At 73.0% G+C, this 12,203-nt stretch carries 12 protein-coding genes; 6 read left to right on the forward strand and 6 right to left on the reverse strand.

The window, feature by feature from the left end; all coding sequences use genetic code 11:
- Positions 1 to 201 precede the first annotated feature (201 nt).
- Together IE247_RS14305 and IE247_RS14310 are read left to right on the forward strand one after the other, a co-directional pair.
- Positions 202 to 1,782 carry an ATP-dependent DNA ligase gene (locus tag IE247_RS14305; protein WP_190123464.1) on the forward strand — a complete coding sequence of 527 codons (1,581 nt, stop codon included), beginning with the start codon at positions 202 to 204 and terminating at the stop codon, positions 1,780 to 1,782.
- Positions 1,783 to 1,861: 79 nt separating this feature from the next.
- Positions 1,862 to 2,737, forward strand: a complete 876-nt coding sequence (locus IE247_RS14310; protein WP_190123465.1) for a class I SAM-dependent methyltransferase — start codon at positions 1,862 to 1,864, stop codon at positions 2,735 to 2,737.
- A 40-nt stretch (positions 2,738 to 2,777) separates the two neighbouring features.
- Here the strand turns inward: IE247_RS14310 and IE247_RS14315 are convergent, their stop codons facing one another.
- The 5 genes from IE247_RS14315 to IE247_RS14335 form a co-directional block, all read right to left on the reverse strand.
- Complete coding sequence (locus IE247_RS14315) at positions 2,778 to 3,233, reverse strand: RICIN domain-containing protein (RefSeq protein ID WP_190123466.1); 456 nt, start codon at positions 3,231 to 3,233, stop codon at positions 2,778 to 2,780.
- An 83-nt stretch (positions 3,234 to 3,316) separates the two neighbouring features.
- Positions 3,317 to 3,742, reverse strand: coding sequence for a hypothetical protein (locus IE247_RS14320; RefSeq protein ID WP_190123467.1), 426 nt, complete (start codon positions 3,740 to 3,742; stop codon positions 3,317 to 3,319).
- A gap of 239 nt (positions 3,743 to 3,981) precedes the next feature.
- Positions 3,982 to 4,815 carry an aldo/keto reductase gene (locus IE247_RS14325; protein WP_190123468.1) on the reverse strand — a complete coding sequence of 278 codons (834 nt, stop codon included), beginning with the start codon at positions 4,813 to 4,815 and terminating at the stop codon, positions 3,982 to 3,984.
- Positions 4,816 to 4,866: 51 nt separating this feature from the next.
- Positions 4,867 to 5,211 carry a hypothetical protein gene (locus tag IE247_RS14330; protein ID WP_190123469.1) on the reverse strand — a complete coding sequence of 115 codons (345 nt, stop codon included), beginning with the start codon at positions 5,209 to 5,211 and terminating at the stop codon, positions 4,867 to 4,869.
- A gap of 136 nt (positions 5,212 to 5,347) precedes the next feature.
- A complete protein-coding gene (locus tag IE247_RS14335; protein ID WP_190123470.1) occupies positions 5,348 to 7,171 on the reverse strand; it encodes an AMP-dependent synthetase/ligase in 1,824 nt (607 codons plus the stop codon).
- 383 nt (positions 7,172 to 7,554) lie between these two features.
- Here IE247_RS14335 and IE247_RS14340 point away from each other — a divergent pair, with 383 nt between their 5' ends.
- Positions 7,555 to 8,001, forward strand: a complete 447-nt coding sequence (locus IE247_RS14340; RefSeq protein ID WP_190123471.1) for a (2Fe-2S) ferredoxin domain-containing protein — start codon at positions 7,555 to 7,557, stop codon at positions 7,999 to 8,001.
- A gap of 59 nt (positions 8,002 to 8,060) precedes the next feature.
- Here the strand turns inward: IE247_RS14340 and fdhD are convergent, their stop codons facing one another.
- Positions 8,061 to 8,918, reverse strand: a complete 858-nt coding sequence (fdhD, locus tag IE247_RS14345; protein WP_190123472.1) for a formate dehydrogenase accessory sulfurtransferase FdhD — start codon at positions 8,916 to 8,918, stop codon at positions 8,061 to 8,063.
- Between the two features lie 241 nt (positions 8,919 to 9,159).
- Between fdhD and IE247_RS14350 the strand changes: the two genes are divergently transcribed.
- From IE247_RS14350 to IE247_RS14360, 3 genes are all read left to right on the forward strand, one after another.
- Positions 9,160 to 10,107, forward strand: a complete 948-nt coding sequence (locus IE247_RS14350) for a beta-ketoacyl-ACP synthase III (RefSeq protein ID WP_190123473.1) — start codon at positions 9,160 to 9,162, stop codon at positions 10,105 to 10,107.
- 78 nt (positions 10,108 to 10,185) lie between these two features.
- On the forward strand, positions 10,186 to 10,662 hold the full coding sequence (locus IE247_RS14355; protein ID WP_190123474.1) for an NUDIX hydrolase: 477 nt from the start codon (positions 10,186 to 10,188) through the stop codon (positions 10,660 to 10,662).
- Between the two features lie 167 nt (positions 10,663 to 10,829).
- Positions 10,830 to 12,011, forward strand: coding sequence for an ROK family transcriptional regulator (locus IE247_RS14360; RefSeq protein ID WP_190123475.1), 1,182 nt, complete (start codon positions 10,830 to 10,832; stop codon positions 12,009 to 12,011).
- Positions 12,012 to 12,203 lie beyond the last annotated feature (192 nt).

Below are 12,203 nucleotides of genomic sequence, written 5' to 3' on the forward strand. Positions count from 1 at the left end.
ACTTCGTACCCGCACGTCCCGCGCACGACGGTCTCCCAAGTCATCCCCCGCGGGCCACCCTTCGGCCACCCTCAGGCTCCGGCGCCGCCAGAACCTGAGGGGGTGCGTATGCCGCCATCCCCCCGCCGACCGGCGAAGCGTGCGAATCACCACGGACCGCTCGCGGGTGCGGCCGGCGTCCGGCCGACGCACCATGGGCCCATGACTCCCGACACCCCACCCGGCGAGAGCCCCGCCCTGGCCGGGCTCGCGGAGGTGTCCCGGGAGGTGGCCGCCGACTCCGCGCGCTCCCGGAAGACCGCGCTGCTCGCCGCCCTCTTCGCCGCCACCCGCCCCGACCAGGTCGGGCTGGTCATCTCCTATCTCTCCGGACGCCTCCCCCAGGGCCGTGTCGGCGTCGGACCCGGCCTCCTCAAGAACCTGCCGCCGCCCGCCGGGGCCGCCACCCTCACCGTCACCGACGCCGACGACGCGATCACCGCCCTCACCCGGCTCACCGGCCCCGGCTCCCGCGCCGCGCGCGAACGGGTCCTGCACGGGCTGATGGCCGCCGCCACTGCCGCCGAACAGCGCTTCCTCACCCGGCTGCTGCTCGGCGAGGTACGCCAGGGAGCCCTGGACGCCATCGCCCTCGACGCGGTGGCCGAGGCCGCCCACGCCCCCGCCGGCGCGGTCCGCAGAGCCGTCATGCTGGAGGGCTCCCTGCCCCGCGTCGCCACCGCCCTCCTCACCGAAGGGCCCGCCGCCCTCGACCGGTTCCGGCTCACGGTCGGCACCCCCGTACTGCCCATGCTCGCCCACACCGCGCCCACCGTCACCGAAGCCGTGCGCACCCTCGCCGCCCCCTGCGCCGTCGAGGAGAAACTCGACGGCATCCGCGTCCAGGTGCACCGCGACGGCGACCTCGTCCGCGTCTTCACCCGCTCCCTCGACGACATCACCGGCCGGCTCCCCGACATCACCGAGGCCGCCCGGAGCATCGCCTCCGACCGCTTCGTCCTGGACGGCGAGGTCATCGCGCTCGACCGCGCCGGACGCCCCGCCCCCTTCCAGGAGATCGCCTCCCGCGTCGGCTCCCGCACCGACGTCGAGGCCGCCCGCGCCGCCCTCCCCCTGACCCCGGTCTTCTTCGACGTCCTCGCCGCCGACGGCGACGACACCCTCGACCTGCCCGCCGAACAGCGGCACACCGTCCTCGCCCGGCTCGTCCCCGAACCCCTGCGCGTACGCCGCACCCTCGTCACCGACCCCGACGACCCCCACACCCTCGCCGCCGCCGAGGAGTTCATGGCCGCCGCCCTGCGCCGGGGCCACGAGGGAGTCCTCGTCAAAGCGCTCGACGCGCCCTACGCCGCCGGCCGCCGGGGCCGCGCCTGGCTCAAGGTCAAACCCGTCCACACCCTCGACCTCGTCGTCCTCGCCGCCGAATGGGGACACGGCCGCCGCACCGGCCTGCTCTCCAACCTCCACCTCGGCGCACGCGACGGCGACGGCTTCGTCATGCTCGGCAAGACCTTCAAAGGACTGACCGACGCCATGCTGACCCGGCAGACGGAACTGCTGGGCGCACTCGCCGTCGACGACGACGGCTTCACCGTACGGGTCCGCCCCGAACTGGTCGTGGAGATCGCCTACGACGGTCTCCAGCGCTCCCCGCGCTACCCGGCCGGAATCACCCTGCGCTTCGCCCGGGTGCTGCGGCACCGCCCCGACAAGCCCGCCCGGCAGGCCGACACCATCCAGCGGATCCTCGAACAGTCCCCGCCGCCGCCCGCCCCCTGAACCACCCGGGACAGCACCCTCCGTTGCCGAAACCGCAACAGATCTCGCCCCCGCGCCCCCGGTCGCCCACCATGACCGCATGAGCCGTCACCATCACCACCACAACCACACCAGCACCCAGCCGGACTGGGACGCCATGGGCCCGCTCCTGGAGAGCAAGGCCGAGGTCGAGAGCCCCCTCTACCGCCAGGCCGCCGCATGGCTCGGCGAACTGACACCCCCGGCCGGCGTCCGCCGCGTCCTCGACGTCGGCAGCGGCCCCGGAGTCCTCACCACCCTGCTCGCCGAGGCCTTCCCCGCCGCCGAGACGGTCGCCGTCGACCCCACCCCCCAACTGCTGGAGCGCGCCCGGGCCCGCGCGGAGCGGGCCGGCGTCGCCGACCGCTTCCAGGCGCTGCGCGCACAGCTCCCCGGCGACCTCTCCGGACTGGGCAGCGCGGATCTCGTCTGGGCGGGCAACATGGTCCACCACGTCGGCGACCAGCGCACCGCCCTCGCCGACCTCGGCGCACTGCTGCGCCCCGGCGGGGTGCTCGCCGTGGTCGAGGGCGGTCTGCCCACCCGCAGGCTCCCCCGCGACCTCGGCATCGGACGGCCCGGCCTGGAGGCACGGGTGGACGCCGCCCACTCCGAGTGGTTCGCCGCGATGCGGGCCGATCTGCCGGGCGTGAAGGACGTGGTCGAGGACTGGCCCGCGCTGCTCGCCGCCGCCGGTCTCACCCCGAGCGGCTCCCGTACCTTCCTCCTCGACATCCCCGCGCCCGCGCCCGCGCCGGTCCGGGAACACCATGTCGCCTTCTTCGAGCGGCTGAGGGAGGCCCCCGGGGGACTGCTCACGGACGAGGACCTCGCCGTGATCGACCGGCTGCTCGACCCCCACGACCCCGAGGGGCTGCTGAACCGCGCCGACACCTTCCTGCTCACCGCGCACACCGTCCACACCGCCCGCCGCTGAGACCGGTCACCCGGCCCGCCGCTCAGCACCTGGCCGGCTCTCAGTCGCAGGGCTCCAGCCGCCACTGCTGGGCGGGGGAGTCGGTGTCCTCCCACTGCCGCACCCGGGCCCCTTCCTCCGTGCTGCCGTCGGCGACCTCCAGCAGGAGGCCGCTGACAAAGCTGACCACGGAGAAGGTGCCGGGCGCGTCGACATGGCCCTCGATGATCCACTCCTGCGCGCCGAAGTTGTTCGGCCGCCACTGCTGGATCCGCGCGCCGTTCTCGGTGGACGCCCCGGTGACATCGAGGCGCTTGCCGCTGGCCACATTGACGAAGTGGTAGAGCCCGCTGCCGTTCGGCACGGGGTCGATCCGCCACCGCTGGGCGTCCGCGCCGCTCTCCCGGCCCTGCTGGACGACGGCTCCGCTGCCCCGGGCCCCGGCGTACACCTCCAGAAGCAGCCCGCTGCCCACATTGCGCACCAGATGCCGGCCCGGTTGGAATGCCCCGCTCAAAATCCCCGTACTCCTCGCTCGGTCCCATGACTCGCCGCCGCATGATCGTACGAGAGGCCGGGGCCGGGCGCGCTCCCGCCCGGTCAGCGCCGGACGTGGACGGTGAAGGGGGCGGAGGCCAGGCCGCCGCCGATGATCCGCAGGGTGTTGCGGCCCTGGAGGCCGAGGCGGACCCGCATCCGGTAGGTCGACTCCTGGGTGACGCTCATGGCGGCGGGCAGGGTCACCCACCGTCTGCCCTGCCGCTGCTGGAGCGCCACCCGGGTGCCGGGCCGGAGGTCGTCGGCGCTTCCGTGCACCCGGAACTGCTCCCAGGCGCGGACGCCGCTCGCGGTGGCCCGGGCGGTGAGCGCCTCTCCGCCGCCCCCGCCGGGCCCCGGCCGGGCGGCGGAGAGCCTCGCCGGGCCCGGGGCGGCCGGGTCGACGACGGCGATGGCCATGCCCACGGTCCCGACCAGCAGGGCGGCGGCGCTGAGGGCGGTGACGGTGGTCCGGGTGCGGCGCTCCATGGGGCTGCCTCCAGCGAGTGGGGAACCTGGAGCGCCAAGTTAGGCATACCGTACGTAAATATGATGAGACGCGCGCATGGGGGTGGAAGGAATGCCACGCCCGGCCGTACCCGCCCGTCGCGACACGCGGCGAGCGGGCACGGAGGCCCTCGGGCGTGCAGGCCCTCGGGCGCGGAGGCCGCCGGGCGTGGATGCTGTCGGGCGTGGATGCTGTCGGGCGTGTGCGCGCGCCGCCCGGCTCAGACGACGTCGAAGGTCGCCGGGTCCGGCCCCAGCCGCTTGCCCTCGTCCAGCGCGGTCAGCGCGGCCAGATCGTCGGCGTCCAGTTCAAAACCGAAGACGTCCAGGTTCTCGCGGATGCGGGAGGGCGTCACCGACTTGGGAATCACCACATTGCCGAGCTGGAGATGCCAGCGCAGCACCACCTGCGCCGGGGTCCGCTCGTGCTTCTGGGCGACGGCGACGACCGTCGGGACCTCCAGCAGCCCCTTCCCCTGGCCCAGCGGCGACCAGGCCTCGGTCGCGATGCCGTGCTCCGCGTGGAAGGCGCGCACCGCGGACTGCTGGAGCTGGGGGTGGAGTTCGATCTGATTGACGGCGGGGACCACCGAGGTCTCGGCGAGCAGCCGCTCCAGATGCTCCGGCAGGAAGTTCGACACACCGATGGCCCTGGCCCGGCCCTCCGCGAGGATCCTCTCCAGCGCCCGGTAGGTGTCGACGTAGGAGTCCTTCGACGGCAGCGGCCAGTGGATCAGATACAGATCGACCTGGTCGAGGCCCAGCCTGCCGAGGGAGTCGTCGAAGGCCCGCAGTGTCGTGTCGTACCCCTGGGAGTCGTTCCACACCTTGGTGGTGACGAAGAGGTCCTCACGCGGCAGCCCGGATTCGGCGATCGCCCGGCCGGTGCCGGTCTCGTTCCCGTAGACGGCCGCCGTGTCGATGCTGCGGTAGCCCGCGTCCAGGGCCGTGCCGACCACCCGCGCGGCCTCGTCGTCGGGCACCTGCCACACGCCGAAGCCCAGCTGCGGCATCGCTGCACCGTTGTTGAGGGTGATGGAGGGAACCTTGCTCACGAGAGGCGGTCCTTACGTCGTCGGTCAGTCCGTCGGTCAGTCATCCCATGGTCAACGATCAGCGCCGAAGGGGCATTCCCGGCTATCGGATCCGGCCGGTCCCGAAGAGCAGCCGGACGCCGGGCCGGGATCCCGCTCCACCGTCAGCCTGACCTCGAACGACGTATCGCCGGACGCGCCCGGGGCGCCCGGGGCCGGGGTCAGTCCGAAGGTCACGTCCATGCCGGAGATCCGCCATCCGTCGGCGTCCGGGGTGTCCGGGGTGCTCGCCAGCGACCGCCGCGCGCTCTCGGACGCCTGTGTGATGGCCTCCTCCACCCCCGCCGCCCGCGCCCCGCCGCTCTGGGGGCTCCTCCCGCCGTCGCTGCTGACGGCCTCGACCCTGACCACGGTCATCGTGTTCAATTCCCCCTTGAGGAGCGGACGTACGGCGGCGCTGATCCGCTGCCACCCTAGGGCTTTCCCGCCCGGTCGTACGAGAGTTCCGCGGTTCCGCCGTACGGGGTGCGGCCGGGCCCGTGACACGCGCCCCTCAGGGGTACAGCGCGTCGACCTCCGCCGCGTACACCTCCTCGATCGCCCGCCGTCTCAGTTTCAGTGAGGGGGTGAGCAGCCCCTCCTCCTCGCTGAAGGGGAACGCCAGAATCCTGAATGTACGGATCGACTCGGCCTGCGAGACCAGGGTGTTGGCCGCCACCACCGCCCGGCGGATCTCCGCCTCCAGGCTCGCGTCCCGCACCAGCTCGGCGGGGAGCAGCGGCGGACGGTGCCGCACCGACAGCCAGTGCGCCACGGCCTCCTGGTCGAGGGTGATCAGCGCCGCCACGAACGGCCGGTCGTCGCCGACCACGAGGCACTGGGAGATCAGCGGATGCGACCGCACCCGGGCCTCCAGGGCCAGCGGCGAGAGGCTCTTGCCGCTGGAGGTCACCAGGATCTCCTTCTTCCGCCCGGTGATGGTCAGATAGCCGTCCTCGTCCAGCGAGCCCAGGTCGCCGGTCGCCAGCCAGCCGTCGCGCAGCACCGCCCCGGTGGCCCCCGGGTCGCCGAGGTACCCGGAGAAGACATGGCCGCCGCGCAGCCACACCTCGCCGTCCTCGGCGACATGCACCGTCGTGCCCGGGATGGGCCGGCCCACCGTGCCGAAGCGGGGGCGCTCCGGCGGATTGGCCGTCGCCGCCGCCGTCGACTCGGTGAGCCCGTACCCCTCGAAGACGGTCACCCCCGCCCCCTCGAAGAACAGCCCCAGCCGCCGGTCCATGCCCGATCCGCCGGACATCGCGTACCGCACCCGGCCGCCCAGCGACTCGCGCAGCTTCGCGTACACCGCCTTGTCGAAGAACTGGTGCCGCACCCTGAGCGCGGCCGAGGGCCCGGGGCCCAGCCCGAAGGCCCGGAGCTCCCTGGCCTCCGCGTGCCGCACCGCCACCTCGACCGCCCGGTCGAAGGGGCCCGCCCGCCCCTCGGTCTCGGCCCGGCGGCGGGCCGCGTCGAAGATCCGCTCGAAGATATAGGGAACGCCCAGGAAGAACGTCGGCCGGAACGCCGCCATGTCCGGCAGCAGCACATTCGCCCGCAGCACCGGCTGATGGCCGAATTTGACCCGGCTCCGCACCGCCGCCACCTCGACCATCCGGCCGAAGACATGCGCCAGGGGCAGAAAGAGCAGGGTGGCGGGCTCGTCCCCGGGCCGGGCGCGGAACACCGAGGCCCAGCGCCCGGCGACGGTGTCGGTCTCGAACATCAGATTGGCATGGGTGATCACGCAGCCCCTGGGGCGGCCGGTGGTCCCCGAGGTGTAGATCACGGTGGCCGTCGAGTCCGGGGTGACCGCCCGCCGGTGCCGGTGGACGACCTCGTCGTCCAGATGCGCGCCCGACGCGACCAGCTGGGCGACCGCGCCCGCGTCCAGCTGCCACAGCCGCTTCAGCAGCGGGAGCCGGCCGATCACCGAGCCGACGGTCATGGCGTGGTCCTCGTGCTCCACGACGCAGGCGGAGACCCCGGCGTCGTACAGCGTCCAGAAGACCTGCTCGGCCGAGGCCGTCGGATAGACCGGGACCGACTGCGCGCCGACCGTCCAGATCGCGAAGTCGAACAGCGTCCACTCGTACCGCGTCCGGCACATCAGCGCGATCCGGTCCCCGAACCGGACCCCGCTCGCGAGCAGTCCCCGGGCCAGTGCGAGCACCTCGTCCCGGAACTGCGCGGAGCTCATGTCGTGCCAGTGGCCCGCCGAGTCCTTGCGCCCCAGCGCGACCCGGTCCGGGTCGCGTTCCGCGTGCTCGAAGACCGCGTCGGCCAGTCCGCCGACCAGAGGCGCGGCGTCCAGGGGAGGGGCGGTGAACTCGCGCAAGGGCCTGCTCCTCGTGGTGCTCAGCTCAGCGCCGCGACGCTATCCCACCCCGGTGCGCGGGCCCGGGCGCCGCCCGTGCGCCGGGCATCGGGCGTCCGGGGGCGTCATCACAGGTCAGACACGGGGCTTTGGTCACAGGGCGGAGAGGGCAGCGGAGTTCTGACGACGGATCAGACAGGTCGGGACAAAATCTCCACGGAATCGCCACTTGACGCTCACCGTCGTTTTACCTTCTCCCGGGGATTTGGTCCGGACCTTTCCGGAAAACACTGATACCGCCACCTCCCCGCCGCCCCGGCTCCCCCGGACCGGGGGCCTACCAGATACGGACATTTGTACGAGGGCCTCTGTGCTCGGGCCGCCGGGGCTGAGACGATCATGCGGTGACCTCGTATGCGATAAGCCCCCTCCGCGCCCGCCCCTGCACCCTCGTCGTCTGCCGGGGCTGCTGCTGCGGCAGCGCCGCCAAGCACCCGGGCACCGACCACGAGGGCCAGCTCATCCGGCTGCGCGAGGCGGCCGCCGCCTCCGGGGGACGGATCGAGATCCGTACGAGCGAGTGCCTCGGCCCCTGCGGACAGGCCAATGTGATCGTCGTCCAGCCCTCCACCGAGGGCCGCCGCCGGGGCGCCCGCGCCACCTGGATCGGCTGGGCCCTCGACGACGACGCCCTCGGCGAGGTCGTCGCCTGGGCGGAGGCCGGCGGCCCCGGACTCGCCGAACCGCCCGCCGCGCTCACCCTCCAGACCATCCCGGCGCCGACCCCCGCCAAGACCGAGACGGGCGCCAAGGCCGGTGCCAAGGGCAAGGGCAGGGGCAGACGCCGCTGAGGCCGCCGAGGCTCCTGAGGCCGAGACCGGCGGAGACCGGCGGCGGCCGGAACGGGCCCTCAGGCCCAGCCGTCGCCGCCGTCGCCGCCGTCCAGGACCACCCGCTCCTCACCCGCGTACACATTCATCTGCGTACCCCGCAGAAAACCGATCAGCGTCAGACCGCTCTCCGCCGCCAGATCCACCGCCAGCGACGACGGCGCGGAAACCGCCGCCAGCACCGGCACCCCCGCCATCACCGCCTTCTGCGCCAGCTCGAACGACGCCCGCCCGGAGACCAGCAGAATCGCCCGCGACAGCGGCAGCCCACCGCCGCGCAGCGCCCGCCCGACCAGCTTGTCGACGGCGTTGTGCCGACCCACGTCCTCCTGGACGTCCAGCAACTCGCCCTCCTCGGAGAAGAGCCCGGCCGCGTGCAGCCCCCCGGTCCGCTCGAAGACCCGCTGCGCCGCCCGCAGCCGGTCCGGCAGCGCCGACAGCAGCGACGGCGCGATCCGCAGCGGGGGAGCGTCGGCGATCGCGAAACGCGCGGTGGTGCGCACCGCGTCGAGACTCGCCTTGCCGCACAGCCCGCACGACGAGGTGGTGTACACATGGCGCTCCAGACCGATGTCCGGCACCGCCACCCCGGGCGCGAGCGTCACATTCACCACGTTGTAGGTGTTCACCCCCTCCGCGGTCGCCCCCGCGCAGTACGCGATCGTCCGTATGTCGTCCGCCGCCGCGATCACGCCCTCGCTCACCAGGAAACCGGCCGCGAGCGCGAAATCGTCGCCCGGGGTGCGCATGGTGATCGCGAGCGCCTTGCCGTTCAGCCGGATCTCCAGCGGCTCCTCCGCCACCAGGGTGTCGGGGCGGGACGAGACCACCCCGTCACGGACGCGGATGGTGCGGCGGCGCTCGGTGAGCCGTCCCATGGTGATCAGTCCCGATTCTTCGCTGAGGTTCTTCGCTGGGGTTCTTCGCCGAGAGGCTTTCGACCGCCCCATTCTCACCGACGGCGGCCCCCCGGGGCCGGGGCGGGCACGGCACGGGTACCGTCACCCTTCGGGAAGCTCCAAATTCATGGGCCCCAATCCTGTGGGATCACCTGCCGTCGTACCGGTTGGTAGCAGCGAAGACTGGGGCATTCCACTGCCCGCACGGAGGGGATCCGACATGACCGGTTCACGTATCACCGCCCTCGGGCACTACCAGCCCGCCGCCGTACTCACCAATGAGTACCTCGCCGGCCTGGTCGACACCAGCGACGAGTGGATCCGCAGCAGGGTGGGCATCGAGACCCGCCACGCCGCCGCGGACGACGAGCCGGTCGACGAGCTGGCCGCGCACGCCGCGGCCAAGGCGCTCGCCTCCGCCGGACTCGGCCCCCAGGACATCGACATGGTCCTGGTCGCCACCTCCACCGCCATCGACCGCTCCCCGAACACGGCGGCGCGCGTCGCCGCCCGGCTGGGCATGGAGTCCCCGGCGGTGATGGACGTGAACGTCGTCTGCGCCGGATTCACCCACGCCCTCGCCACCGCCGACCACACGGTCCGCGCAGGGGCCGCCGAGCGGGTCCTGGTCATCGGCGCGGACAAGATGACCGCCGTGACCGACTGGACCGACCGCACCACCTGCGTCCTGGTCGGCGACGGCGCGGGCGCGGCGGTGGTCGAGGCCGCGCCGGACGGCGAGCGGCCCGGCATCGGCCCGGTGCTGTGGGGCTCGGTCCCCTCGATGGGCCACGCCGTACGGATCGAGGGCACCCCGCCCGTCTTCGCCCAGGAGGGCCAGGCCGTCTACCGCTGGGCCACCACCCAGCTGCCGCCCATCGCCCGCAAGGTCTGCGAACGCGGCGGCGTACGCCCCGACGAACTGGCCGCCGTCGTACTCCACCAGGCGAATCTCCGGATCATCGAACCGGTGGCACAGAAGATCGGCGCGGTGAACGCGATCATCGCCCGCGACGTCGTCGAGTCCGGCAACACCTCGGCCGCCTCCATCCCGCTGGCCCTCGCCAAACTCGCCGAGCGCGGCGAGATCTCCTCCGGCGATCCGGTGCTCCTCTTCGGCTTCGGCGGCAACCTCTCCTACGCGGGCCAGATCATCCGCTGCCCGTGAGCCGTCCGCCGTCCTGAGCCGTCCGCGGTCCGTGAGTCGTCCGCCGTCCACCCCGCCCCCAGGGGCACACTGGCAGGCATGACGGCTGTGACGAGTGCGGGACTCCTGCTGTTCCGCGGCCGGGGCACACACCTCCAGGTGCTCATCGGCCACATGGGCGGCCCCTTCTGGCAGGACCGCGACGAGGGAGCCTGGTCCGCGCCGAAGGGGCAGTACACCCCCGACGAGGAACCGCGCGCCGCGGCCCGCCGCGAGTTCGAGGAAGAACTGGGACTCCCCCCGCCCGACGGACCCTGGCTCCCCCTCGGAGAGTCACGCCAGCCCGGCGGCAAGACCGTCACCCTCTGGGCGCTCGCCGGCGACCTCGACACCGACCTGGTGGTACCCGGCACCTTCACCATGGAATGGCCCCCGCACTCCGGCCGCACCCGGGAATTCCCCGAGATCGACCGGGCCCAGTGGTGCGGCCTCGACGAGGCCCGCCGCAAGCTGGTCAAGGGACAGCACATCTTCCTCGACCGGCTGGCCGCCCTGCCCGAGACCGCCCCCCACTGACCGCCCAGCCCTTTGTCCCGGGTGTGGAAGAAGTCGCACCAGAACTCCGCGCAAGTTCTTCCCACCCGGTGAAAGCGCTGCTACGTTCCCCTCGAAGCCGCAGCACCGACAGCCGCATCGGGTTCCCCGCGCCGAAGCCCGGGGGATGGGAGGGGCAGTTGAGACGGATGACCGCTCGACCCGCGAACGCGCACCAGGCCAGGCTGCTCCGGCTGCTGCGCGACCAGGGACCCAACTCCCGCGCCCAGCTCGGCGATCTGATCGACCTCTCCCGGTCGAAACTCGCCGTCGAGGTCGACCGGCTCCTCGACACCGGTCTCGTCGTCGCCGACGGCCTCGCCGCCTCACGCGGCGGCCGCCGCTCCCACAACATCCGGCTCGCCCCCGGACTGCGCCTCCTCGGCGTCGACATAGGGGCCACCTCCATAGACGTCGCCGTCACCAACGCGGAACTGGAAGTACTCGGCCACCTCAACCACCCCATGGACGTCCGCGAAGGCCCCGTCGCGGTCTTCGAACAAGCCCTCTCCATGGCCGCCAAACTCAAAGCCACCGGACTCGCCGAAGGATTCGACGGCGCGGGCATAGGAGTCCCCGGACCGGTCCGCTTCCCCGAGGGCGTCCCGGTCGCCCCGCCGATCATGCCCGGCTGGGACGGCTTCCCCGTACGCGAGGCCCTCAGCCAGGACCTCGGCTGCCCCGTCATGGTCGACAACGACGTGAACCTCATGGCGATGGGGGAGCAGCACGCCGGCGTCGCCCGCTCCGTCGCCGACTACCTCTGCGTCAAAATAGGCACCGGCATAGGCTGCGGCATCGTCGTCGGCGGAGAGGTCTACCGGGGTACGACGGGCAGCGCGGGCGACATCGGCCACATCCAGGTCGAACCCGGCGGACGCCCCTGCGCCTGCGGCAACCGGGGCTGCCTGGAAGCCCACTTCAGCGGTGCCGCGCTCGCCCGCGACGCCGAGGACGCCGCCCGCTCCGGCCGCTCCCCGGAACTCGCCGAACGCCTCGCCGCCACCGGAACACTCACCGCCGTCGACGTCGCCGCAGCGGCCGCCGCAGGCGACACCACCTCGCTCCGGCTCATACGCGAGGGCGGCAACCGCGTCGGCCAGGTCATCGCCGGCCTCGTCAGCTTCTTCAACCCGGGCCTGGTGGTGATAGGCGGCGGCGTCACCGGCGTCGGACACACCCTCCTCGCCAGCATACGAACCCAGGTCTACCGCCAGTCCCTCCCCCTCGCGACCGGCAACCTCCCCATCGTCCTCGGCGAACTCGGCCCCCTCGCCGGCGTCACCGGCGCCGCCCGCCTCATCACCGACCACCTCTTCTCCCCCGCCTGACCGGCCAGCCCCAGCCCCGGGAGGTCCCTCCCGTCCCTCCCATCCCTCCCGGGCGAAGCCCTGGGGGTCCGTCAATTCCAGCCCGTCCGGCGTTTGAGGACGGACCTGACGCCCGGAGATCCGCACCATCGGCAGGCCGGTCAATTGAAGCCCGTCGGGGGGTCCCTCCCAGGCGAAGCCCTGGGGGAGTTC

This window comes from Streptomyces inusitatus (genome assembly GCF_014651115.1).
GTDB classification, from domain to species: Bacteria; Actinomycetota; Actinomycetes; order Streptomycetales; family Streptomycetaceae; genus Streptomyces; species Streptomyces amakusaensis.

Bases quoted from the DNA above. Each gene is read 5' to 3' on its own strand.
- IE247_RS14305 (WP_190123464.1), top strand. From the start codon at position 202: ATGACTCCCGACACCCCACCCGGCGAGAGCCCCGCCCTGGCCGGGCTC.
- IE247_RS14310 (WP_190123465.1), top strand. From the start codon at position 1,862: ATGAGCCGTCACCATCACCACCACAACCACACCAGCACCCAGCCGGAC.
- IE247_RS14320 (WP_190123467.1), bottom strand. From the start codon at position 3,742: ATGGAGCGCCGCACCCGGACCACCGTCACCGCCCTCAGCGCCGCCGCC.
- IE247_RS14330 (WP_190123469.1), bottom strand. From the start codon at position 5,211: ATGACCGTGGTCAGGGTCGAGGCCGTCAGCAGCGACGGCGGGAGGAGC.
- fdhD (WP_190123472.1), bottom strand. From the start codon at position 8,918: ATGGGACGGCTCACCGAGCGCCGCCGCACCATCCGCGTCCGTGACGGG.
- IE247_RS14350 (WP_190123473.1), top strand. From the start codon at position 9,160: ATGACCGGTTCACGTATCACCGCCCTCGGGCACTACCAGCCCGCCGCC.
- IE247_RS14355 (WP_190123474.1), top strand. From the start codon at position 10,186: ATGACGGCTGTGACGAGTGCGGGACTCCTGCTGTTCCGCGGCCGGGGC.
- IE247_RS14360 (WP_190123475.1), top strand. From the start codon at position 10,830: ATGACCGCTCGACCCGCGAACGCGCACCAGGCCAGGCTGCTCCGGCTG.